Raw genomic sequence first — 25,272 nt, 5'->3', positions numbered from 1 at the left:
CTTCTCAACCTTATAGCTGAGCGTTGTTGAGTTCACTAAAAGGTACAGCATCAGTTATAACCTATTGTTTAAAACGATTTTTTATTAAATTATTTATTTTTTCATTAGAAGTAAAAGCGTCTCGTAATTCAGTGGAAAACTTTTCCATTTCTTGTTTAAGTTCTGCAAAATTATCAGATGAAGCTCTTCGATCTTGTGCATCATTGATTGTTTCGGTTATTGCAAGTATTGTTGCCGGAACATTTATAACGTTATTTTTTACCACTTCCTTTTGCCCATCTATTTCTACAGTAGAAGTTTCATTGGGATCAGATTCAAAGATTCCTTTAAAAGCTTTTCTAAAATCCTCGTTATTGATATCTATAGGTTTTTTATCTGCTATTATTTGATTTTTAATTGCCCTAGAACATAACCTTCTATATCACGTATATCGTTTCTTGTACCATGAATAATTTCTTTAATCTGCTTCTCAGTAGTAGGTTATTTAGTTGGTTGGTTGTCTTGCGACATAATAACGCCCCTAACTTATTTACTAATGCTATTAAATTATTATTCAACTATTTAATGCTGTTAACAAGTTGCTCTAAATTAAACTAGGTTAAATATTATTAAGTTACTGCTTAAAAAGTACGTGAGAATATTTTAGAGCGAGGTGTTTGGGAGGTAGTAGATATTATTGTGTGGATTGTTTTATGTCATTACCACATAGCATTGTTATGTGGATTGGTAAAATCCACTGTGTTACCTAGTTCACTTGACATATAATACTGGACAGTTTTTTAAAAGACCTCGATGTCATCTCCGCGAAAGCGTGGATCCAGTATTGCCTATCCCCGTCATTGCGAGGAGGCATTTATGCCGACGAAGTAATATCATGAAATTTAAGCAAGATTGCCACATCGCTACGCTCCTTGCAATGACCAGTATAAATATTTTTTGGATTCTCGCTTTTGCGGGAATGGCATAGAATAGAAATTGTCTGGTACTAGCTTGACCATGGGGTCTAGTTAAAAATACTAATGTTGTGTTAGTATTTTTAGTGATTTTACTGGATACCGTGGACAAGCCACGGTATGACACGAGTAGCTTTTTTAGCTATTTTAGAGATTTATGCGACAGCTCCTATCCATGGAATTACTGCTGCCATGCTATTGCTACCGGCTAGATCCATTTCGCTGTAGCTTGGTAAGGTATCATAAACAAAATGTCCAACACCTGCTACATTTACTATACCAGCTACATCGTGATATGCACACTCTGCTGCTTTCATTACTGTGCAAGCTGCATTCTTCACAGTTTCTGTTACATTTTTCCGGTGAAGCTACAACTGCAGCTGTGACAAAGGTTGCCATCACAGCTGTGGGATAGTGATAAATAGCACTTGCAGCTGTACCTACTACAGTTTTTACAATTTCAGGCATAACTAATACCAAAGGCATGTCCGGTCATTACTTCAGCGGCAAATTCTTTGTAAGCACCAAAGTCCAAGAACATCTTGAATAACTGTTTTAGCAGCGTAAGTAGCAGTTAAAGTAGCATAAACTCTACAGCTTGCAGCAGCCGTTGTTGCGTATGCAAAATGTTTTGTAGCACTTGCAACGTAGTGAAATGTTGCGTCAGAAACTTGTATTCCTGCGTATGTAGTCGAATTATTTACTACTTCTGATGGTATATTATTAGAATCTGTATTTTTTGAAAAAAATTTAGACATAATTTATCCCCTTTAAAAATTTTGATTAAATTATAATACTTACTTAAAAAAGTAATAATTAATATATTCCGTAAAGATTATAATGCGTTATTGATAGTTTCGTTTTTGTCTTAGGTGCATTATGTACTAATAGCTTGACGGCATGTCAAGAGGAAATTTTAGTAAATTACTAAAAAATTAATAATTCATTATTTAGTTAAAAATACATTGATGATTTTTCTATGAAAAGGTCCTGGTGTTACAAGGATCTATATCATTCTTAGCTAAAAGCGGGAAGGTGTTGTTGAGTGGACATCTAATCGTCATTGCGAGGAGAAAAGCGACGTGGCAATCGAGAAAAAATAATTAAAAAAGTTCTGATTTACAAAATTTTTTACTAGATTGCTTCGTCGAATTACTACGTAATTCTTCTTGCAATGACAGAAAACCAATCCATGTAACAACGCTCGCTTACAATGACGATTTCGGTATCCACGCAGGCAATGCCTAGTGGAATAGTAAGCCACGGTATGACATTAAGAAAATAAAAATTTTATCTACTATTACTCTGACCTTTGCCAGTTGATTTATTAGTAGGGCTAGAAGTATGGAGTAGGAGGTTGTTTAGTTTTATGAACCGGTTTATTGCCTTTAAATTGGTTTATTAATTTTTGTGCTATAGCGTTAACGGGGTTTTTGCTAGTAACATTTAAGTTTTTTGTAACGATTTGTGGTGGTTTTGTAGAGATGGGTGTTGTTTGGGGATCCGGTGTTTCGATAGAGCTTGTATAACCTTGATGAGTCTTGTTTGGCTCTTGTTTTGGGCTAGATTCTGAAAAAGGTGTAAAATCTTGGTATGGTTTATTTATTTCCGCTTGTTTTCTTTTTGGTGTATTCAAAACATTATGTGTTGCCTGATGTTCGCTTTCGCTTATTTGCTTACCAACTTTATTAAATTTTGTCTTATCTTCTATTGATATAATCCCTATATTTAATGCCTGTTATTTTATTAAACCATTATTTATCAAGTCAAACAAGTTAATGAAAATTCAGTTAAGTTAAAATATTAGTTATAAATATTAAACTGTTACTTTGAAGATACTCTATATTGTTAATAATTTATTTACCATAGAAGAAACTGCTTTTATTAATTTTAAACTTATTTCAAAAAGAGGATGTAATACCGCTTTTAAAAGATATATATGATATTTTTTTAGAGATAGAAGTTTTCTATACTACTCAACCATAAGTCTTAAGCAATGACGTTATTTATACTAGAGCCTGAATTGGTATTGAATTTTAGAAGTGCAATATTAACTAATTGGTTTAAAATATTTCCTTTTTTGCGAGTGATTATTTTTACATCACAATTATTGTGATTATTTACTGGTTAAATCCAAGAAATAGCTTATTTTTGGATTTAGGCTGGCTTATATCATTTGCAACATTATTGAATATTATTATTAAAAATGCTTTTTCTATTCCTCGCCCCCATAGTACATTACATATGTTATCTATTGGTTTCCCTAGTGGAGATGTACAGGTGGCTACTGTTTTCTTTATGATAATATTTTTATCATTTAATTCAAAAACGTTACAAATAATATCTATTGCAATTATTAATATTATGTTTTCACGCCTATATCTTGGAGTACATAGTATATATGATGTTATAGGCGGTATGATTTTTGGAGTGTTAATTATTTTATAGAAGTAATTTTATGCAGGCACAAATTAGGTAGATGGGCAAATAGTACTAAATCTTATTATTGATACATTGGTTTTTGTGATAGGTATATGTTTCTTGTTATCGAAAGACAATCCTTTTCCCTTACTGCTTTTATTATCAATAGGAACTTTATTGGTTTATGGTATCGTATATATTTGCTTTAAATATAATTCTGATTTGATCTTAAATAATGTGCAAAAAACTATAGATATAATTATTAGTTTTATTCTGTTATTCTTTTTTATAAAACTTTTCCTATAATAAAAAATTCAACAATATTATTTAATTTTACATTTTTGATTAAATGTGCCTTATTGCCTGTTTTGATTTATATTTTACTTCCTATAATACAAAGAAAACTAAAAAGTAGATTAAATTAAATTTCTTTCACAAAATCCGATGTACAGATTTACAACTATTCGCATGATAATCTAATATATCAAGTATTGACAAAGTACTTACATTATTTATAATCAATTAAACATTAAAAATGGTTGTGTCTATGGGTATCAAGCTAGATCCTTACGAACACGATATTGAAGATAATTTTGAAAAGCAGCAAACAGTTGATGATCCTGCTCTCATTGCATTATTTCAAAAGTCTGCAAAAGCACATCTTAATAATAAAGAGATCTGTTACTATCAGGGTTGCAGAACATGACATAGAAGCAATAAAAATTAAAGCTTCTAAGCATGGCTTACCTTATCAAACCTATCTTAATATGCTAATTCATTTAGATACTACTAAACTTTAAATACTAATGATCAAATTTAGATATAATCATGACAAGAACTCTAAGTGATTACATGAGCGTGGTGTAAGCTTTGAAGAGATAGTTCAATCAATTGAAGACAGTAATTTACTAGATGTCAAATTACATCATAATCACAGGAAGCATGCAGGTCAAAAAATTTTATATGTTAGAATGATTGATCAAGTATATGCTGTGCCGTTTGTAGAAGAAGACGAAGATACTGTTTTCCTTAAGACTTTATTACTTAGTAGAAAAGCAAAAAAGGAATTGTTAGAAGATAAGAAATAATATATGAGTTTTATAGAAGAATTTATAAATAAAGGATATTTCCATCAATGTACCGATTTGGATCGGTTAACTACTATAACGAAAGAAACAAAAATAGTGGCTTATATAGGCTTTGACTGTACTGCTACATCGCTACATATCGGTAGTTTAATGCAGATAATGATATTACGGTTACTTCAGCAGCATGGGCATAAGCCTATTGTCATTATCGGCGGCGGTACGAGTAAAATCGGTGATCCTACTTGGAAAGACGAAACTCGCAAAATTTTAAGCAAAGAAGATATAGCTAAAAATGCTAAAGGGATTAAAAAATCACTATCAAAATTTATCAAATTCGGTGATGGTAAAAGTGATGCTATTATGTTCGATAATGTAGAGTGGCTTGATTCTCTTAATTATCTAGAGTTTTTAAGAGATTTTGGCATTCATTTTTCAATCAACCGTATGCTTACTATGGATTCGGTAAAACTAAGGCTTGAGCGTGAGCAGCATTTAAGCTTCTTAGAATTTAACTATATGTTGCTGCAAGCCTATGATTTTTATTATTTAAGCAAGCATTACAATTGCAGTTTGCAGCTTGGCGGTAGTGACCAATGGGGCAATATCGTAATGGGAGCGGATTTAATTCGTAAAATAAGTAGCAAAGAAGTATTCGGTATGACTACGCCACTACTTACGACTAGCTCAGGTGCTAAGATGGGTAAGACTGCGGTAGGGGCAGTATGGCTTAATGAAGATTTGTTAAGTCCGTATGATTATTACCAATATTGGCGTAACTGTGAAGATGCCGACGTAATTAGATTTGCTAAATTATATAGTGAGTTAACTTCTGAAGAGCTTAATGAATTTGAGAGCTTAGCGGCTGAAGATATTAATGCAGCTAAAAAGCAACTAGCGTATGAGCTAACTAAGCTTTGTCACTCGGAGCAGGCAGCAAAATCAGCTCTAGAAACTGCAGTAAAGATATTTGAACAAGGAGAAATCGATGAGAATTTACCTACCGTTGTTTTAGAGCAGGAACTATTACAAGCCGGTATTAGTGCATATGAGTTATTTCACAAGGTGGGTCTTGCTAGCTCTAAGTCAGAAGCACGCAAGCTTATAAGAGGGAAGGGTGCTAAGATAAATGATAGATTAGTCGAAGATGAGAATATTATAATTAATACTACTTTCCTACTCGATAAAAATGTTGTAAAGCTCTCTGCTGGCAAGAAAAGACATATATTGGTTAGGGTTTAAATGTTTTTCTAGATTGCCATGCTCCTTTCAATTGCAACATTGTTGTATGGCTCAAATATATTATGTCTAATTGAAACTGCAACTTTCAATTAGACAAATTGTATATTTCCTATCTAATGAACCCCTATAACATAAGTTAAATTCAGATTTAAAAAGTCATGACTAAAATAAGGCTTGATGAATATTTGCTGCAAAAAGGTTTTGTAACAGATATTACTATAGCACGAAGCTTGATTATTCAAGGTAAAGTACATAATAAGTATGAGCAGTTAATTAAGCCTGGGATACAGGTTAATATAAATGATACCGACATTAAGGTAAAGCTACCGCAGCATCATTATGTTTCAAGAGGTGCATTAAAGTTAATTGCTGCTTTGGATTATTTTAAAATTGATCCTGAAAATTTAGTTTGTATTGATATAGGTAGTAGCACAGGCGGTTTTACCGAAGTATTACTTGAGCGTAAAGCAAAATTAATTTTTGCCGTAGATGTAGGTTATGGCGAACTTCATCCTAAATTACGCGACAATCCACAAATTAAAGTGCTTGAGAAGACTAATGCACGATATTTAACTGATAAACAAATAACGATAAAGCCTGATTTAATTGTTTGTGATGCCAGTTTTATTAGTTTAACTACTGTATTGCCGACTTCACTAAATTTAGCTAAAGAAGATTGCATGCTTATTGCTTTAATAAAACCGCAGTTTGAGGTTGCAAAGTATGAAGTAGAGCAGGGAGGAATTATTAAAAATCCTCTCTTACATCAAAAAGTATGCGATAAAATCAAAGATTGGCTTGAACAAGAGCATAATTTTAAAATATTTGATATTATAGAAAGTCCAATACTGGGATCTAAGGGGAATAAGGAGTTTTTAATAGCAGGACATTTTAAGCTTTGATAATTAAATAAGAATGATTTAAAGTATAAAGTAACACTTAACACTTTATATTTATGAAATATGATCTTTTAGATAAAAAAAGAAGAAGTTAGATGATTTGCGTCCATTAAGTTCTGAATTAACTAAAAACTTAGATGAGTGATTTAAGATAGAATTAACTTATACAAGTAATGCTATCGAAGGAAATACTTTATCCCGCAAAGAGACTGCTATAGTTATTGAAAAGGGTTTAACTATAGGAGGTAAGGCATTAGTAGAACATTTAGAAGCTACCAACCATGCAAAAGCTTTAGATATTATCCAAAAGCTTGCTAAAAAGAAATATTACGAAATCACCGAAAAAGATATTTTAGCAATACATCATACAATTTTACATAGTATTGATGACTATAATGCAGGTCATTATAGAAATGTATCCGTACGTATTTCAGGTTCTCCCGTCGTAATGCCTATCCTGCAAAAGTGCCATTATTAATGACAAATTTTATAAATTGGTTAAATGGGGTTAAAAATATTCATCCGGTTGGAGCTTGCAGGGGAAGCTCATTATAGACTCGTAACAATTTATCCGTTTTCAGATGGAAACGGTCGCACTGCACGTCTATTAATGCATTTAATTTTAATTATGGAAGGCTATCCGCCTGCAATTATAAGACCTCAAGAACGATTGCCTTATATTACGTCTTTAGAAACTGCACAGTTTGGTGGTTCAAAAGAAAAATATGAAAATTATTTATAACGCAGTTAACCGTTCACTTGATATTTACTTAAAGGCAATAATAGGCAAAGAGCCGTCATATAATGGAAAATCAGAAAGATTAATGAAAATCGGGGAACTAGCTAAAGCCGCTAACGAAAATGTTTCTACAATCCGCTTTTGGACTAAGATGGGGTTACTTGAAATTGCTGATATTACCGATTCAAATTATCAACTTTATTCTAAAGAAGCACTTGAAAGATGCAAAAAAATTCAGGTATTGAAAAAACAGAGAGCAACTATAAACGAGATTAAAGATAGCTTCTTAGTATAGTACTGGACATTTTTTAACAAGCTCTCGATGTCATCCATGCGAAAGTAGGGATCTAGGCTAAAAAATCTTTAAAATTAAAGATTTTTTTATTGGATAATTTTTTAAATAACGCTTTAAGAAGCTTTATTTAATTGGATTCCCGCTTCCGCGGGAATGATATAAAGTAAAAATTGTCCGGTACAATAGCTTCTTAGACATAAAAATATAAAGTTAAATATTGCTTATATATTCTAATTAGTGTATTTTCGTTACGGATAAGCATTATAAAAATTATAGATAGGTGGGTTTATCCCACCTTTTTTGTTATAAACATCAAATATGCAAACTATTGAACAACAAATAACAAACGTAATAGAAGAATCCTTGACTGATATGGGATTTGAGTTAGTTCTTGTTAAGTTTAAAGGTGTTAACCATAAAGTAGTCGAGATATTGATTGATAGCTTAAACGGTGAAAAAATATCTGTGGAAGATTGTACTAAAGCAAGCAGGACTATCTCCGCTATTCTAGATGTTGAAGATTTAATAGAAGATGCATATTCTTTAGAGGTAGCATCAAGCGGTTTTGAACGTCCGTTAGTAAAGTTTAAAAATTATAATAGATTTTTAGGAAGAGAAGTTAAAGTTAAACTTAAAGAATTATTGAACGGCAAAACTCGTTATCAGGGTAAAATAATTAAAGCCGAAAATAATAAAGTATATTTAAAATGTGAAGAACAAGAAGTACTAATTGATTATAATTTAATTAAAAATGCTAATCTAGTTTTAACTGAAGAAGTATTTTAAAAATTACTAGGTTCTGTGAAGGGTTCTAGTTGATTTTCTATTTTGAGGTATTTTTAAAAAATAACCAAAATTAAGTCTTTTTAGAAATTGTACGCAAGGCCTTAACGCAATAAGAGATAATGTATGTCTAATATAGGTAATGTAGAAATTTTACAAATTATAGATTCTGTAGCTCGTGAGAAAGGAATATCAAAAGAAATTTTGATTTCAACGATTGAACAAGCGGTACAAGTAGCAGGACGAAAAAAATACGGTAATGAATATAATATTAAAGCTCAGATAAATAGGAAAACCGGTGAGATAAATCTTTTAAGAATCTTAAAAATAGTAGAAGATGTAGAAGATTACTTAACGCAAATCTCACTTGCAGAAGCTTTAAGAAAGAATCCGGAAGCTAAAATCGGTGATGAGATATATGAATATTTACCACCGATTGATCATGCTAGAGTATCGGCCCAAGCTGCAAAACAAGTTATAACTCAACGTGTTATAGAAGCTGAACGTGAAAAACAATATCATGACTTTAAAGATAGAAAAGGCGAAATTATAAACGGGATAGTTAAGAGAATAGAATACGGTGATATAATAGTTGACTTGAGTCGTGCTGAAGCAATAATAAGAAAAGATCAATTAATTAAGGGTGAGAATTTTAAACCTAATGATCGTATAAAAGCATATGTACAGGATGTAAGGCAAGAAACAAAAGGACCTCAGATTTTCTTGTCTAGAGTAGATAACCAGATGCTAGTTAAACTATTTAAGCTAGAAGTACCTGAAATTCTTGAAGATATTATTCAAATAAAATCAGTAGCACGTGATCCCGGTTCAAAAGCAAAAATAGCGGTATTTGCTTCAGATAGTAGTATAGATCCCGTAGGCTCATGCGTAGGTATTAGAGGTAATAGAGTAAAAGCAGTAACAAATGAGTTAAACGGAGAGAAAATTGATATAGTATTATGGAGTAATGATCTTGCACAGTTTATAGTTAATGCTCTTGTACCGCTTGCACCTGGGGAGATTACAAAAATTTTGATTGATGAGGATAGACATAAGGTAGAAGTAGTAGTTTCACAAGAAAATCAAAGTATTGCAATAGGTAGAAGAGGTCAGAATGTTCGTTTAGCTTCTAAGCTTACAGGTTGGAATATCGATATAATGACTGAAGAGCAAGAATCAAAAAGAAGAAACGAAGAGTTCTTAACTTCTACGCAATTATTTATGGAAGCTTTAGATGTTGAAGAAGTTATAGGTCAGCTTTTATCGGTAACGGGATTTAATTCGGTAGAACAAATTGCCAGTGGTGAGATTAGTACTTTAACAAGAATCGAAGGTTTTGAGGAAGAACTTGCAGTAGAGATCAAAAATCGAGCTATTAATTACGTCGACCTTAAGAATGAAAAGATTATCAAAAAGTTAGAGGATCTGGGAGTTGAGCAAGAATTAATAGATATATTAGCATTACCGCTTGAATTAATATTAAAATTTGCTGAATATGGTATAAAGACCATAGAAGATTTAGGAGAGATGAGTGTAAATGAGTTTAAAAATTTAGCTCCAAATTCTAATATAACGGACGAAAATATTAAATTACTGATTAAAACTGCTAGACAGCACGGTGAATTAAAGGATAGTTAGATGATGGGAATGTACGTCATTCCTGCGAAAGAGTGGTTGTATGAATCAAAAAACACGCTCGATGTCATTCCCACGTAGGCGGGCATCCAGTATAAAATGAGATGAATCGAGCTTTTAATTTTAAAAGCTTGCTGTATTTATACTTTTTTTGGATTCCCGGTTTCGCGGGAATGATAGCTATGTGGACAACATTTCTACGGGAATGATGTAATAGTAGTAGACGGAAAAAACAGAAACACAAAGGTTTTAAATATGACGGATAACCAGGAAATCAAACCCAAAAAGTTGACACTTGGCAATTCAAAATTATCGCTTAATAAGTCTTTTGACTCTCTTACAGGAGCTCAAAGCTTTATTAATGCTAAATCTAAAACGCTAGTAGAAGTTAGAAAAAGCTCTACCGGTAGTACAACCCTTTCATTAAATAAAGAAAGAAATAGCTTAGATCAAACTGCTGTTGATGCTAATAAGGAAGAATTTAACAGGCGTTTATCTATTCTTAAAAAAGCTGCTGAGCAATCTAAATTAAATGACCATTCACAAATAAGCACTTTAAGTAAACTTGCAAGTATTAACCAGTCTGATAACTCAAAAATAGAACCGCTAGAAACTGATAAAGAAGTTGAACAAAAACAGCAAAATACCGAAGAAAATAAAGTAGAAGTTAGTGCTAAAATCGTTCAAGATAATGAAGATATACCGTCACAAATATCTAAAAAGAAAGAAGAAGCTTTTGTAAAGTCTCTTTTAGTAGGGGTGCGAACACGTTACGGTATAGAATCAGAGAAAGAATTAGATAAAACAGCAGATAGTAAAGTAGTTGCTCCAAAGATTAAGTTAGAAGAGCCAAAAAAATTCAAAAAAGCCGATCTTTTCAATATGCTTGGCGGCGATGAAAGCGGTAGAACTAGAAGTCTTGCTTCTATAAAAAGAGCTAGAGAAAAAGAAAAGCGTAAATTAGTATCACAAGCACCTGAGAAAGTATATAGAGAAGTGACGATACCGGAAGTTATCGGAGTCGGCGATCTTGCAAATGCTATGTCTGAAAGAGTAGCAGATGTAATTAAGGAATTAATGAAGCTAGGTATTCTTGCAAATGCCAGCCAAACAATAGATACCGATACAGCAGAACTAGTTGCAACAAATTTAGGGCATACGGTAAAAAGAGTTCAAGAATCAGATGTTGAAAATGTTTTAATTAGTGATGATAAGGTTGAAGATTTGAGAACTCGTGCTCCGGTTGTTACAGTAATGGGGCATGTAGATCACGGAAAAACATCATTACTTGACGCCCTTAAATCTACGGATGTTGCTGCAAGTGAAACTGGAGGAATTACCCAGCATATTGGAGCTTATAGAGTAACTCTTGCAGACGGTAGAGCGATTACTTTTATTGATACCCCGGGTCACGAGGCTTTTTCAGAAATGCGATCAAGAGGTGCTAAAGTAACGGATATAGTTATTATAGTGGTTGCAGCAGATGATGGAATCAAAACGCAAACGGTTGAGGCAATTAATCATGCAAAAGCAGCGGGCGTTCCTATAATTGTAGCTATTAATAAGATTGATAAGCCTGATATTGATATTGAGCGTGTAAAGAACGAATTATATGTCCACGAAATTATAGGCGAAGAGGCAGGGGGTGATGTTATGGTTATTCCTATCTCGGCACTAAAGAAAATTAACTTAGATAAACTTGAAGAAGCGATTTTATTAGTTGCAGAAATGCAGGATTTAAAGGCAAGCCCTTTCGGTGCAGCTGCCGGTGTTGTAATTGAATCGAAAATCGAAAAAGGAAGAGGAACGCTAACCACTATATTAGTTCAACGAGGTACTTTAAGAAATGGTGATATTATAATAGCAGGTAGCTCTTACGGTAAAGTTAAAAAGATGACTAATGATAAGGGACTAGAAATAGTAGAAGCAACACCATCTGTTCCTGTAGAAATTCAAGGTTTAAACGAAGTACCTTTTGCCGGCGATAAATTTAACGTAGTACAAAATGAGAAACAAGCAAAAGATATAGCCGAATATAGAATGCGTCTTGCTAAAGAAAAGAAAATATCTATTGCACCGCGTTCAAGTTTAGAAGATTTATTTTTAAAAGCTTCCGGTAATAGTAAAATTAAGGAATTACCTTTAATTATTAAAGGTGATGTTCAAGGGTCAGTTGAAGCTATTTCAGGTAGCTTATTAAAATTACCGAGTGATGAAATAAAGCTTCGTATACTTCATAGTGGCGTAGGTCCGATAACGGAATCCGATGTATCTCTTGCACATGCTTCTTCAGCTATTATTGTCGGCTTTAACGTTAGAGCAGGGGCAAATGCTTTAACTGCTGCAGAAAAAGGAAAAGTCAATATTAGGTATTATAGTATAATATATAATTTAATTGATGACGTAAAAGCCATTATGAGCGGTATGCTTGATCCGATCGTTAGAGAGCAATATATCGGAAGCGTAGAAATTAGACAAATATTTAATATTACCAAAGTCGGTAAAATTGCCGGTAGCTATGTAACTAAAGGGATTATTAAGCAAGGAGCGGGCGTACGCTTATTACGTGATAATGTAGTCATTCATGAAGGAAAACTCAAAACTTTAAAACGCTTTAAAGATGAAGTTAAAGAAGTTAGAGAAGGATATGAGTGTGGTATAGCATTTGAAAATTACGAAGATATTAGAGAAGGAGACACAGTTGAAGTTTTTGAGCTAGTTCAAGAACAGAGACAATTATAGTAGAATTTTTATTATATGTCATTCCCGCGTAGGCGGGGATGACATAAACGAGCCATGCCAGGCAACGCCACGTTTCTGCGGGAATAATATTTAGTAGAATATCCCTCTGTGATAAATTAATCAATTTTAAGTCAAATATAATAAAAAGTTAATAATTATTAGCCTTTATCTTGACCTCTTCATAATTTCTATTATAATGCAACACTGATTATTATAATAAGAAATGAGGAAGTATTATGTCAATAACATCAATTTTTAATAAGTTACAAAATTTAATCTCACATAATACTTATCCAAAGCCAGCCTCTTATCTTGCTAATGATGAATTTGAGTTTATAATTTTTCCAAAGCAAACTACTAATCAAGAAAAAAATACTGATTTTTTAGCAGCGTTGGATAATTCAATTAAGCCGTATGATGAAAAAAGTACAAGATGTAATAAAAAAATAGTAGAAGCTCAAGCTAAATATCCTTTTTTAAATTCTAAAATAATCTTCCAAGAAGCAGTAAAAGGTCAGGTAGATACTCTAAGCATCTCGCAAATCAAATATACTGACGCTGAAGAAACATTTGATCATTTAGATCAACTTGAAACTCTTTCTGATAATGAGTTAGTAGAAGAGATTTTAAATATGCCTGAACATGAATTAGATGAAGTGTTTGAAAAGATGACATATGCAAAATTGGCAGAATTAATTAATAATACTTCCGATGAGCAAGCACAACAATTAGTTTATTATATTTTGCCTTGGCATCTTGAAAAAGTAATAGATTTAATCACACAAGATAAGTTGGATAAATTATTTAATGAAAACCCTAATAATCTTTCTTTAGAAGCACTTACCGAGCAGGAACTAAAAAAATTATCACATGAGGATATTTCTGATGAATGGTTTAAAAATATAATTATTTTAGCAGGAGAAGAAAAATTTGCAGAAAAGCTTGATATTATTCCAAATGAAAATTTAGTAAGAATCATAAGTAATATTTCAAATGCTAAGCTAGCAACAATAATTTCTCACGCCTCAGATGAAAGTATAGTAAGAATCATGAATATTAACCCAAAGATATTGCCTTGGCTTCCTTTTGAAAAAATTAAACGAATAACAACCTTAATGGATGATGAAGAGGTTGTAGAGCAGCTTGAAAGACAAGGAGGAGAACATTATAAAAGTTCTAATGAAGCATATCATGAAAATTTTGTAAATAAGGGTTCTAGTATTGGGTTGTTAGGTAATAGTGAAAAAACCGGATATAATTCTGATGATTCTGGAATTGAAAGTAACTTTGACCCTAACAATAATTGGATAGAATACTTCTAATAAATAGGCAAATTACAGAGGATAAGATTTTTTTTAAATCTTATCCTTTTTAGCTATTTTAGCATCAGGTGGGCGTATATAAAGCGGTTCGATAAAGCTATTTAATTTCATACCGCTCGATAATCTATTAGCAATATATCTACAAATAACCCATGCTTTAACTCGTGCAAAACGTGGTAAGGTTATTATATTCGGTAAATGCATAATTTGGTGATATATAAATTCAAGTCCGCTACCGCAGCACACTATATTACCTTTCTCATTTGCAAGCAGCTTTATAGCATACTTGAAATCTATCAATAACAGCTCTTCCATTTCTCCTGATTTATGAAAAACCTGCATATAGAGCTGTGAGCGATAAGCGTTTAAAAAGATATATATTTTATCATAGTCTTTAACTTGAGTTATGGCTCTAAAGTAAGCATATTCAAAATTGCTAACCGCTACTGCTTTAATATTTTCCTTGGCGAATAATATACCTTTAGCACAAGCAAGCCCTATTCTAATGCCGGTAAAGCTACCTGGTCCGTTAGTTACCGCTAAATAATCTAGATCATCATATGAACATTTAGCTGATTTCATCACGTCTTCTATCATCGGCATGAGATTCTCTGCTTGCATAGAAGGGCGTAATTCTTCTATATATGCCAAAATATTCTCATTTTTGGATATTGCTACCGATGCAGTATTATTGGCTGTGTCAAATGCTAGTATTTTCATAGATTATTATATTATTTATAACTATAAGGTGTCCTTCCCCCCGTGAGGTGTTGTTGCGGTGGATACTACCCCATCATTGCGAGAGCAAGCCAGGCTGGCGTGGCAATCCAGTTAAAAATGCTATTTTATAGCATTTTTAACTGGATTGCTTCGTCAATTACTTTGTAATTGCCTCGCAAAAATGACGAAAAACCAGTCCATACAACAAGACCGCTTTTAGCTAGCTATAGCACCCATTAAGTATATACTCCATAAAAGCTTGGCGTGCTTCAGGCTGTCTATTATTATGAAATAAATATCTATTAAAAAAATAGTTTGTTAGAGTTAAAGCTTGTCTTTTTTCTTCTAATGTAATCTCACTATCATCTGAAAGTAAAAATTTTGGTAAAATCAATAATTTATCTTTGTAAGGCTTCCCTACTTCATATGATAATGCTCTAGCTGATTTAGGTGATACATAGGTTAAATCAGTTGTAACATGAGTCACGCCGCACTTGGTAAGATCAAGCTTATAACCCGTCTTGGCAAGTAAAGCCAGCTCAAAATTAATATAATCACGAAAACAAAAATTTTTTGATAAATTATCTAAATAGTTAAGTAGAAATGAAAAAAAATTAGAATGTTCTTCTCTTTCATGAAATAACTCTTTGATTAAAGATATAACGGAATTAAAGGCATATAATTTAGCTTTATTTATGATCAAATAACCAGTGTAAGATTTGATGAGTTCACATTTAGCCATGCCGATATGTTCGTGTAGTCTTGCCTGCCAAAGGAAATCTACAATATTCCCTTCCTGATATATAAATTTGCTTTTTTTAGAAAATTCTTTTACAACTCCCGAATATAAACCATGATTTTTAGTACAAACCGTAATAATAAATGTATTTTCTTTCAAAGGTTTTTTAGCAATTATTACTCCTACATCTTTGATATTCATAGTTTTTCCTTGGTGTCATACCGCGACTTGACTGCAGTATCCAGTCTTTTTTAATTTTTTTTGGATACCGTGGTCAAGCCACGGTATGACATAGAGTGTTTTTCCACTCCACCCAATAACCCTCTAGCTTCCTTAGAATCCCCTGTATATAATATATTCTTATATCCTAGTTTGATTGCAGTAAATAACGCGGCATGATCCTCTCCTACATTTACGGTAAGCTCTAAAACTTTTTGCGGAAATTCTTTACTTAAAGTTTTAAATATGTAATTAATTGCTAGCATACCGTAATATTTTACGCTAGAGGCATGATTTGTTAATATCAGCTGTTCTTCTATACTAGATAAAAAATTACGTGCTTCTTCCAAATTTACTACAACATATGTTTTCATCTAATTAGCTCTTTTAAATCCTTTAAATGTGAGATAGAAGATATAAAGTCATACGTTAAATGCTCAAGTTTAGAGCAGATAATCTTATTAAATCCAAGCTTTACGGCTTCTTTTATTCTTGTTTCTGCTTTTGCAGTTTTTCTTATTTCACCCGATAAGCTTATTTCTCCGAAAAAAACTCTTTGTTCAGGAACTGGTTTGCCTGTTGCGGCAGATATTAAGCTCGCTGCTACTGCGAGGTCCGAAGCAGGATCGGTAATTTTAAGACCTCCAGCTATGCTTAAATATACTTCATAATTAGCAAGATTAAGTCCTATCCTACTACTAAGCACGGCAAGTATCATTGATAATCTATTTGCATCCCAGCCCACCGCAGAGCGTCTAGGAGTTACCATATTTGAAGATACTATGAGGGCTTGTACTTCCATAAGTAATGGTCTTGAGCCTTCAATTCCTGCAAAAATAGACGTACCTATAACGTTCTGCGCTCGCTTCATCAAAAATAGTTCAGACGGATTTGTTACTTCAATAAGCCCGCTGCCGCTCATCTCAAATACTCCTATTTCACCAACACCGCCAAAACGATTTTTATATGAACGTAAAATACGGAAATGATTATTATGATCTCCCTCGAAATATAGCACGGTATCAACTAAATGCTCAAGTATCTTAGGACCTGCTAGCTGACCGTCTTTAGTTACGTGACAGCTTAATAATATAATTATATTATTTTGCTTAGAATAATTAACAAGTTCATTCGCACATGTACGAATTTGTGAAACAGTGCCTGGAGGCGATGATAATTCTTTTGTGGTAATTGTTTGAATAGAATCAATCACTACTAAATCAATATTATTTTTATTAGCTTCTATACTCGCAATAATATCTTCCACATTAGTGGCTGCTAAAATATTGGTATTATAGTTAGTTAGATTTAACCTTATGGCCCTTAATTTTATTTGGTCTAACGATTCTTCGCCCGTTATATATAAGCAATTCATCTTTGATGCAAAATTACTTGCTGCTAGTTGTAGTAACAAAGTAGATTTACCTATGCCAGGGTCTCCTCCTATTAATATAGCAGAACCAAGCACCAAACCGCCCCCTAGTACTCTATTTAATTCACCTATAGGGGTAGGGATGCGTAACTGTTCGGCTACGTGATCTGAAAGTTTATCGAAATCTTGTTTGCGACCTGTTTTAACAATTGCTTTATTTGAACTTACTATCTCTTCGACAATACCACCCCATACACCGCAGTCAAAGCACTGCCCCGACCATTTAGGACTAGTATTTCCACAGTTAGAACAGATATAATGCTTCTTGTCTTTGGTCATGTTTGTTTTTTAATGTCTTGGTAAGTGGTTCTATGTTATTCCAGCCTACGCGGGAATAACATAAGGTAGGTTTTTTGAACTATGCAACAATGCCAATCAAGTTGTGGGATGGCAACCATATCTCAAAACCAATAGCTTACTCTTACCATATAGTTTTTCACATAAAATTTCAATATTTTCATCCAAAACATAATTATCTAGTTTAGCCATCTCAATAACTATTATAGTACCGTCTTTAAGCCAGTTGTTTTTTATCAGCAATTTCATTACTTTAGGCACGATATCCTTATGATAGGGGGGGTCTATAAATACAAGATCAAAAGCCTTATTTGCTTGCGGTAGATTTAAGGCATTAATATTAACAAAATTAACTTTATCTTCGATATTTAGAGATTTAGCGAATTCTTCGGCTATTCTTAATGAAGATGTATCAATATCAATTAAGGTAGCAAAACCTGCTCCTCTTGATAGGCTTTCAAAAGCAAGGCTACCGCTACCGGCAAATAAATCGAGAATGTGGGGATTTTCGTTAAATAATTTATTACCGGTAAACTCACCGGAGGTTAATATACTAAATATTGCTTCTTTGAGCTTACCGGTGGAAGGTCGATATTTGATATTTTTAGCGGTAGGTATAATTTGGTTTCTATATTTACCGGATATTATTTTTAACACTTATTTAGTTATATGCTTCTTTTGTTGAATTTGTTTTTTTTTTGCGTCTTTTATTTTTTCGACAAATCCTTTACCTTTAGTGTTAGGCTGAAATTTTGCTGCAAATTTACCATGCTCTGTTTGTTGTTTTTCTACAGTTTTATCTTGCTTTTCTTTTATTTCTACTTTTGGCGTTGCTTGGTTTAAATTATTTTGTGCTTGTTTTAAAATATCTTGTTCTTTAGCTTTATCAATATTATTATTTACATTATTTAAATTTTCTTCCCTTTCTTTAGATTTTTCTGTTTCAGCTTTTTGTCTTGCTTGTTGTTTTTCTGTTACTAATTCATCAATATTTTCAGGAGGCGGTGAGATATATTTATCTATACTACTAGTTAAGTTTTCAAATGATTTCTGAAGATTGCGTAAAGGTTTTTGAGTAAGTTTATAAGTGCCGATAGCGACTAGACCTCCAGCTAAAATACCTGCTCCTAGAATAACAGCTTTAGTAGCAATGGCTGTACCGGTGACCAATAATACAGGCATCGCTACGAAAGGTGCAGCTGCTACTACGAGACCTGCTACTACGGCAAGCCCTACTAAAAATTTCTTACTTGCTAAAAAATTTGTTACGCGGCTAATTCCTGATGTAGTAGTTTTAGCAATTTTTGTACAAAGCTGTCCTACTCCGGTTTTCAGAAACCAACCGCTTTTTTCTCTTGCATGAATTTTATCTTGTAATTTAGCATGCTCGTTAACATTGACAGATGCTTTTTTACCGTCTTTATCTTGATGATCTAAATTCCCTTTAGCCTCACCTTTAGTATCATGCATCTTTGTAGCATCGTTGAGTTTTGCTTTATCAAAATCTGCACCTTCTTTATTAATTCCAGCTAGATTGGCTGCTTTTAGATTTGCTTGTTTTAGAGTTGCTTCTTTAAATATAGCATCAAGTGCTTCTACTGCTTGCATATCGGCATTTTCAAGCACCGCTTTAGTGAAATCGGCTTTAGTAAGATCGGCACGCTGCATAATTACATTTTTAAAGTTAGCTTCCTTAGCATTAATATTTTTAGCAATAACATCAGAAATATTTAATCCTTCAGCTTCTGCTTTTTCTAAAGTAGCATTACTTAACTTAACAAATTGTGCAGTTGCATTAGTAAGCGTAGCGTTTGTAAGATCGGCATATTCAAGATTTGCTTTATCAAGCTTTGCTTTTGTTAAATCAGCATTCTTAAGTTTAACACGCTGTATTATAGCTTCTCTTAAGTCAGCTTCTTTTAAAGATAGTATATGTTCAAATTCAGCATCGCTAAAATAGGCATTCCTTGCAGTTATGCCTTGCATGTTACATTGCTCTTTGAATTTTGCTTCTAACGCACGTGCATTATTCATAAAAGCATTTTCAAGATCAGTAGAAATGATATTTGCTTGATCTAGAAGTGCATTATTTAAAACTACTCCCTGCATTTGAACTCTTTGCATATCTGCATAAGCAAGTGATATACCGGTAAGATTAGAATTTTTCCATTCTGAATCTTGCATAATTAACTTTTCGGCATCGGCATTAACCATCATAACAGCATTAAATTTGCTATTTGTTACCTCTGCTTCAGATAAATCTACTTTAGGCATGTAAGCTCTCGACATATCGCTATTTTCAATTTTGCTCTTTTTAAGATCAGCAAAAAGAAATCCTGTGTTACGAGCCGTAACATCTTGAAAAACAGCATTTTGTAAATTAGCTCCTTCAAAATTAGTAAAATCTAAATTACAATTTGAGATGTTAATATTTTCTAAATTAGCTGAAGCAAATAATGTATTCTTCAGGTTAAGATTAGTAAGAGTTTTACCTGATAAATTAATGTCTGAAAGATCAGGAACTATATTTAAATCTTCTGAAAGTTTTTTTTGCTTTCTAACAAAATCGGTAAGAGATAATTTTGTATCAGATTGTTTTGCTGCTTCAGCTAAATATAGATCAAATTCAGCAGAAGTTAATTTTATATATTCTTTCGGTATATCACGTTCTTTGGCTGGCGAACCTATAATATATGACGGATCTAGTTTTACTTGTATTTTTTCATCTTTTAACTGCTCAAAAATATCTGCAAGACCGTTACCGCAGAACATTCTAAGATTATCTAAAGCATATATTTCAGTTTCTAATTTATTTACTTCATGCTGTAACTTATTGATTGTTTCTAGTTTGTTTTGTTGGTTTTGAGCAATAGTTTCTGCACTATTCCAAAAAGCATTTAAAAGATTGGTAGCAATCCCAGGATTATCTAGGTTTTGCTTTAGAGTTTCTAACTCTTCTTGCTTAGTCTGTAGCTCTTTTGCTTTAACTGTATGTAAAGTTTCTTCGTCTTCCGTAGCTAGAATATATTTCTTTTTATTCGTAACTTCATCTATAACTATTTCTTTAACACGTTCTTTTTCTAAATCCTTATCTATATATTTATTTAATCTTTCAAGATTTGAAAAAGATAGTTTGATATCTCGTATTTTATCTTTTAGATTTGGGATTTTATAGTTATCATAATCATAATCTTTATAATTACAGTCTGTGTAATGAAGATTTGCTCCTCTAAAGTCGGTACCGATAAATGTACAATCATTAAATTTTACATTTGTTAAATCTGAATCACATAATATGGTATTTATTAAGTCACAATTATTAAATACAGCATCTGTTAATATTGTGCCTTGGAAATTAGCATTGACTAAATCTGCATTAATTTCCATATTTTCTAAGCTAGTAATGATAATTTTATCATTATCTTCAGCGAAATATTTATTTTTGATAAAATCATTTAATGAGACACTAGGGTTATCTTTTATATAACCAAGATAATCGTTTAAGTCTTTTTCTTCACATTTATATATATTAAGATTTGTCATATGTTTTCTATTTTCTATATGATTAGTTAAAATACGTTAATAATAACACATTACTAATTATTTTCCCAGTATTTTATTATTTATTTCTTTATAAGCTCCAGGTTTTAGATTATCTATTGTAAAACTACCATATTGAATCCTAATTAATTTGTGCACTTTTAGTCCAAAATACTCGAATATTCTTCTAATTTCACGATTTTTTCCTTCAAATAAAACTACTTCAAACCAAGAATTACTTTTATTTTGCTTAAGTAACTTTATCGAATGAGGATTATAAAATATCCCGTCAATTTCTAAATTTTTATAATCGCTTTTTAGTAAAATATCAGACTTCCCATATGCCCTAACATGATATACTCGCTTTAACCTATTTGAAGGTAGCTCAAACTGACGAGCTAAGTCACCGCTATTAGTTAGTAATAACAAACCTTCGCTATTTAAATCCAGCCTACCTATTGAAATAACACGAGGTAAACCTGTTAGCTGTTCAAAAACCGTTTTACGAAATAATGGATCTTTATGAGTAGTAATTAAACCCACAGGCTTATAATAAATCCAAAGCCTTGGTTTTTGTATATTATTGATTAATATGCCTGATACTTCGATTTGATTACTAATATTAACATTTGTAGCCGGTGATAAAATTGTAATGCCGTCTACTTTTACCTGTCCTTCAGCTATAAGCTTTTCAGCATCACGCCTAGAACATATTCCTGCATTACTAATTATTTTGGCTAATCTTTGCATTTTTAAATATAGTAAATTTCATAGACATCTTTCTAAACCGGCTGTTAGAGGTTATTTAGGAAAATGTCTAATAAAAACATACAAAAATACCCTTAAAAAGCAATATTAATAATTTGACATAAATAATTAATATAATTATACCATATCGCCATATATATTTTAACAAAATTACACGAATGTTAATTTTACTTATCAAAACCTTTTCCTTTAAAATCTTATCTTCTTTTTTTAGCTGATTTTCGTTTTAGAAAAAATTACATACTTTTTTCTTTAATCTAAACTTCGTTAAATTATGCAAAAACTTATTGGTTCGATCCTATTAATTTCAGGTACTGTATAGGTAGCGGTATGATAGCACTGCCTATGGTGTGAGCAAAATTAGGTATAATACCTAGTATAACATTGATGTTTATAATTTGGTTTATAATATATTATACTTTTTTAATTAATCTAAAGCTTAATCTTCAAGCTGGTAAAGGTTTAACCATGGGGCATTGGGAAAATATTTTTCAGGACATACTGCACAAATCATCGGTACGGTAAGCCTTAAGCTCCTTTCACATGTTTTACTTGCAGTATTTATATATGGAGGTTCTTCAATATTACAGAAGTTATTAGCTTTAGATACAAGTATAACTTATATAGGAGCATGGTATGTTATTATTAGCATTCTAATATTATTATTACCTCTAAAGTTAGTAGATTATATAAATCGAGTGCTATTTATCTGGTTACTTATAATAATTGCAATTTTAGTTATTGGACTTGTTTCCATGATTCAGTGGGATAATTTACCTTTATTCTCACCAAATTATAAAGAAATATCTATATGGAGTGTAGTAACTCCGGTAGTTTTTACTGCATTTGGTTTCCAAGTAATCTTCCATACCTTAACTAATTATTGTAACAAAGATGCTAAAATGCTAAAGACGGCATTTTTATTTGGCAGTTTAATTCCTGCAATAGTATATATAATTTGGACTTGTAGTGTTCTGATTGTAGTAAATCATAATAATCCAACATTTTATCAACAAATGATTACCAGTAATGTAGAAGTAGGAGATTGAATTAAGTAATATAGCAAAATGGCAGTCCGTACAATTATTAGTTTGGATAATTTTAATTTTTGCTATCGCTATCTCAATACTAGGAGTAGGGCTATGTGATTCTCTTAAAACTATGTTTATGAATTCGATACCGAATGTAGTACTTCGTAATATGACAGCTTCTATTGTTACTATATTACCGGCTTATATTGTAGCAGTAGTAGTACCTAATGCTTTTATTACAATTTTAGGGTTTGCCGGTATGATTCTTGTAATAATTACAAAAACGATATCTAATTATTATATGCGTAATTATCGGAATGCTTATAATGGGCTATGAACTTGTTAATATAGTAACTAAATTAACTATTAAATACTATGATAGTAGAAAAAAATATAAAAACAATAAAACAAGTAAGAAATAACTGGCAAATCTCATTAGGAAAAAATACGCAGGAAAACAGATACAAGTTTTAACCTTAAGTGATGGTACTATAATAATAAAGCCCGGTAAGTTTATTCCTGATAATAAGATTTGGCTTTATAATAACAATAATAATGAGTTGCTTGATAAAGCAATAAAATGGGTAGAAAAAATAAACGACGTGAAAATTTTGATGAAATAATTGATATTCTCTAGCTGTCCGATTTCATTCCCGCATAGGCGGGGATCCAGAAAATGACTTTAACCCCGTGGCTTGACATCACGGGGTTAAAAATACTAAAATTTAGTATTTTAAAGTTGTATTTTTGGATACCGCGATTAAGCCTCGGTATGACAACGGTGGATTCCTGCCTCCGCGGGAATGAAATAAATCGACCCATGCAACAACGTCTTTAGTCGTTCGCAATGACGTTAAGGCAATTCTGATTTAAACAGAATTAAAAATTTTTTTCTCCAAATTACCAAATTTAGAAAATTGACTATCATAATAAAGTGGAACATTTCCAACCGGTCCGTTACGATGTTTTGCAACAATTATATCGGCAATATTATATACTTTATTAAGCTTATCTAACCATTCGGCATGTTTAGCATCGCCTGCTGCCGGTTCTTTTCTAGTTAAATAATATTCTTCACGGTAAATAAACATTACTATATCCGCATCCTGTTCTATAGTTCCTGATTCTCTAAGGTCAGATAGCATAGGTTTTTTGTCCTCACGCAGTTCTACCGCTCTTGAAAGCTGAGATAAGGCAATCACCGGAATATTTAACTCTTTTGCTATCGCTTTTAAACCTTGTGTAATCTCTGAAATTTCACTAACTCTATTTTCGGATTTAGTCGCTCCTCTAATTAATTGTAGATAATCGATAAATAATATACCAAGATTATGCTTGCGTTTCATTCTTCTAGCTCTTGTTCTTATAGCGGAAATAGATAGAGCAGGGGTATCATCGATAAAAAATTGTAATTCCGATAAAGTATTTGCTTCTTTGCGAAGACGGTTATATTTTTCTTCACCTAGAATCCCCGTACGAAGAGAAGTAGAATCAATTTCTGCACACATTGAAAGTAGACGTGTGGTTAGCTGTTCTGAGGACATTTCTAACGAGAAAAAACCTACCGACTGAATTTCTTGATTATCCATAATATTTTTAAGACGCATATTATTACAGGCGTTAAGTGCAAGATTTATAGCAAATGCCGTTTTACCCATCGACGGACGTCCTGCAAGAATTATAAGATCAGAATTATGAAAGCCGAATAATTTATTATCTAGATCAAGCAAACCAGTAGATATACCGATTACATGATCATTATTTTTCATAGCTCTATTAATACTAGCTAGTGACTCTGAAATAGATATACCGATTTTGGTAAAACTTTTTGCATTCAAGCCTTCGCTAGCTAAATCGTAAAGTTTAGCTTCGGCATATTCAATCTGTTCTTTTGCTTCAACTTCTAATGAAGAATTATAGGCATTATTTACTACTTCTTCACCGATATTTATTAAATGACGCTTTATTGCTAAATCATATATTATTTTACCGTAATCAACCGGATTTATTACCATCATTGACATAGTTATCAATTTTGCTAAATACTCTGCTCCTTCTATTTCTTGAAATAGTTCATCTTGAGTTAACATACTACGTAAAGTAATAGGTGTAGCTATCAAACCTTTTGCGGTAATTTTTTCAATTGCGTTATATATTTTTTGATGAATAGGTTCAAAAAAATGTTCCTCACGTAAAAATTCCGATACGTAATTTAGTAATTCATTGTTGGTTAAAATCGCCCCAAGTAGCATTTGCTCTGCTTGAACATTTGAAGGTAAAACCCTTGGTACGGGTAAATTATCTTCATCATCAGTTAGTATATTTGTGTCGTTATTTATTTTATTATGTGCCATTTTGTTTGTTAAAGTTTATTGGGGTTTGAAAAGTATACAGTGTCATCCCGTGATTT

Annotated in this window: 22 protein-coding genes and 4 pseudogenes; 14 read left to right on the top strand and 12 right to left on the bottom strand. The window is 32.2% G+C overall.

All coding sequences use genetic code 11. The features are described 5' to 3' along the window. Positions 1–61 precede the first annotated feature (61 nt). The 4 genes from A452_RS11390 to A452_RS0103855 form a co-directional block, all read right to left on the bottom strand. Positions 62–265: a hypothetical protein gene (locus A452_RS11390; RefSeq protein WP_014412610.1), complete on the bottom strand. Its 204-nt coding sequence runs from the start codon at positions 263–265 to the stop codon at positions 62–64. A gap of 843 nt (positions 266–1,108) precedes the next feature. Beyond that, positions 1,109–1,294, bottom strand: coding sequence for a hypothetical protein (locus A452_RS11980; protein WP_017208567.1), 186 nt, complete (start codon positions 1,292–1,294; stop codon positions 1,109–1,111). A gap of 159 nt (positions 1,295–1,453) precedes the next feature. Further along, positions 1,454–1,711 carry a hypothetical protein gene (locus A452_RS0103860; protein ID WP_014412612.1) on the bottom strand — a complete coding sequence of 86 codons (258 nt, stop codon included), beginning with the start codon at positions 1,709–1,711 and terminating at the stop codon, positions 1,454–1,456. 578 nt (positions 1,712–2,289) lie between these two features. Then, entirely contained in the window at positions 2,290–2,589 is a 300-nt protein-coding gene (locus A452_RS0103855) for a hypothetical protein (RefSeq protein WP_014412613.1), read from the bottom strand. Positions 2,590–3,065: 476 nt separating this feature from the next. Here A452_RS0103855 and A452_RS11975 point away from each other — a divergent pair, with 476 nt between their 5' ends. The 11 genes and pseudogenes from A452_RS11975 (at position 3,066) to A452_RS0103800 (ending at position 14,116) form a co-directional block, all read left to right on the top strand. Further along, positions 3,066–3,401 (top strand): phosphatase PAP2 family protein, encoded by a 336-nt coding sequence (locus A452_RS11975; protein WP_017208566.1) that lies wholly within the window; start codon positions 3,066–3,068, stop codon positions 3,399–3,401. Between the two features lie 520 nt (positions 3,402–3,921). Then, positions 3,922–4,174: pseudogene (locus tag A452_RS08290) on the top strand (CopG family antitoxin). 6 nt (positions 4,175–4,180) lie between these two features. Further along, positions 4,181–4,462 (top strand): annotated as a pseudogene (locus tag A452_RS12825) (hypothetical protein). A 3-nt stretch (positions 4,463–4,465) separates the two neighbouring features. After that, a complete protein-coding gene (gene tyrS / locus A452_RS0103835; protein ID WP_014412618.1) occupies positions 4,466–5,701 on the top strand; it encodes a tyrosine--tRNA ligase in 1,236 nt (411 codons plus the stop codon). Positions 5,702–5,859: 158 nt separating this feature from the next. Beyond that, positions 5,860–6,603 (top strand): TlyA family RNA methyltransferase, encoded by a 744-nt coding sequence (locus A452_RS0103830; protein WP_014412619.1) that lies wholly within the window; start codon positions 5,860–5,862, stop codon positions 6,601–6,603. A gap of 499 nt (positions 6,604–7,102) precedes the next feature. Further along, positions 7,103–7,342: a Fic family protein gene (locus A452_RS0103825; protein WP_017208565.1), complete on the top strand. Its 240-nt coding sequence runs from the start codon at positions 7,103–7,105 to the stop codon at positions 7,340–7,342. Further along, positions 7,326–7,634: a helix-turn-helix domain-containing protein gene (locus A452_RS0103820; protein ID WP_014412621.1), complete on the top strand. Its 309-nt coding sequence runs from the start codon at positions 7,326–7,328 to the stop codon at positions 7,632–7,634. The genes A452_RS0103825 and A452_RS0103820 overlap by 17 nt, the downstream gene beginning before the upstream one ends. Before the next feature lie 318 nt (positions 7,635–7,952). Next, positions 7,953–8,420 carry a ribosome maturation factor RimP gene (gene rimP / locus A452_RS0103815; protein ID WP_014412622.1) on the top strand — a complete coding sequence of 156 codons (468 nt, stop codon included), beginning with the start codon at positions 7,953–7,955 and terminating at the stop codon, positions 8,418–8,420. A gap of 123 nt (positions 8,421–8,543) precedes the next feature. Then, positions 8,544–10,055 (top strand): transcription termination factor NusA, encoded by a 1,512-nt coding sequence (gene nusA / locus A452_RS0103810; RefSeq protein ID WP_014412623.1) that lies wholly within the window; start codon positions 8,544–8,546, stop codon positions 10,053–10,055. 252 nt (positions 10,056–10,307) lie between these two features. Continuing rightward, entirely contained in the window at positions 10,308–12,794 is a 2,487-nt protein-coding gene (gene infB, locus A452_RS0103805; protein WP_014412624.1) for a translation initiation factor IF-2, read from the top strand. A gap of 236 nt (positions 12,795–13,030) precedes the next feature. Beyond that, entirely contained in the window at positions 13,031–14,116 is a 1,086-nt protein-coding gene (locus tag A452_RS0103800) for a hypothetical protein (protein ID WP_014412625.1), read from the top strand. Between the two features lie 33 nt (positions 14,117–14,149). Here the strand turns inward: A452_RS0103800 and tsaB are convergent, their stop codons facing one another. The 7 genes and pseudogenes from tsaB to A452_RS0103765 all read right to left on the bottom strand — a co-directional run bounded on the left by tsaB (position 14,150) and on the right by A452_RS0103765 (position 21,813). Next, positions 14,150–14,836 carry a tRNA (adenosine(37)-N6)-threonylcarbamoyltransferase complex dimerization subunit type 1 TsaB gene (gene tsaB, locus A452_RS0103795; protein ID WP_014412626.1) on the bottom strand — a complete coding sequence of 229 codons (687 nt, stop codon included), beginning with the start codon at positions 14,834–14,836 and terminating at the stop codon, positions 14,150–14,152. 220 nt (positions 14,837–15,056) lie between these two features. Beyond that, entirely contained in the window at positions 15,057–15,776 is a 720-nt protein-coding gene (gene recO, locus A452_RS0103790; protein ID WP_014412627.1) for a DNA repair protein RecO, read from the bottom strand. A gap of 50 nt (positions 15,777–15,826) precedes the next feature. Beyond that, the gene (locus A452_RS0103785; RefSeq protein WP_014412628.1) at positions 15,827–16,168 is read right to left on the bottom strand and encodes a hypothetical protein; all 342 of its coding nucleotides are present in this window, start codon (positions 16,166–16,168) and stop codon (positions 15,827–15,829) included. Continuing rightward, entirely contained in the window at positions 16,165–17,505 is a 1,341-nt protein-coding gene (gene radA, locus A452_RS0103780) for a DNA repair protein RadA (protein WP_014412629.1), read from the bottom strand. Before radA ends, A452_RS0103785 begins: the two co-directional genes overlap by 4 nt. A 96-nt stretch (positions 17,506–17,601) precedes the next feature. Beyond that, positions 17,602–18,180, bottom strand: coding sequence for a 16S rRNA (guanine(966)-N(2))-methyltransferase RsmD (gene rsmD / locus A452_RS0103775; protein ID WP_014412630.1), 579 nt, complete (start codon positions 18,178–18,180; stop codon positions 17,602–17,604). A gap of 4 nt (positions 18,181–18,184) precedes the next feature. Next, positions 18,185–21,066: pseudogene (locus tag A452_RS0103770) on the bottom strand (pentapeptide repeat-containing protein). A gap of 57 nt (positions 21,067–21,123) precedes the next feature. Beyond that, a complete protein-coding gene (locus A452_RS0103765) occupies positions 21,124–21,813 on the bottom strand; it encodes a pseudouridine synthase (protein WP_014412632.1) in 690 nt (229 codons plus the stop codon). 494 nt (positions 21,814–22,307) lie between these two features. Here A452_RS0103765 and A452_RS12550 point away from each other — a divergent pair, with 494 nt between their 5' ends. The 3 genes and pseudogenes from A452_RS12550 (at position 22,308) to A452_RS12820 (ending at position 23,485) form a co-directional block, all read left to right on the top strand. Beyond that, a complete protein-coding gene (locus tag A452_RS12550) occupies positions 22,308–22,880 on the top strand; it encodes an aromatic amino acid transport family protein (RefSeq protein WP_014412633.1) in 573 nt (190 codons plus the stop codon). Positions 22,881–22,944: 64 nt separating this feature from the next. After that, positions 22,945–23,199, top strand: a complete 255-nt coding sequence (locus A452_RS12545; protein WP_269208726.1) for an aromatic amino acid transport family protein — start codon at positions 22,945–22,947, stop codon at positions 23,197–23,199. 38 nt (positions 23,200–23,237) lie between these two features. Continuing rightward, positions 23,238–23,485 (top strand): annotated as a pseudogene (locus tag A452_RS12820) (hypothetical protein). A gap of 246 nt (positions 23,486–23,731) precedes the next feature. On the opposite strand, the gene A452_RS0103750 reads toward A452_RS12820, so the two are convergent. Then, on the bottom strand, positions 23,732–25,216 hold the full coding sequence (locus A452_RS0103750; protein ID WP_014412635.1) for a replicative DNA helicase: 1,485 nt from the start codon (positions 25,214–25,216) through the stop codon (positions 23,732–23,734). Positions 25,217–25,272: the final 56 nt, after the last annotated feature.

The sequence above is a fragment of the Rickettsia australis str. Phillips genome (genome assembly GCF_000273745.1).
GTDB lineage: Bacteria > Pseudomonadota > Alphaproteobacteria > Rickettsiales > Rickettsiaceae > Rickettsia > Rickettsia australis.
The sequence above is the reverse complement of the archived record's forward strand: the minus strand, read 5'-3'. Positions and strand labels throughout refer to the sequence as shown.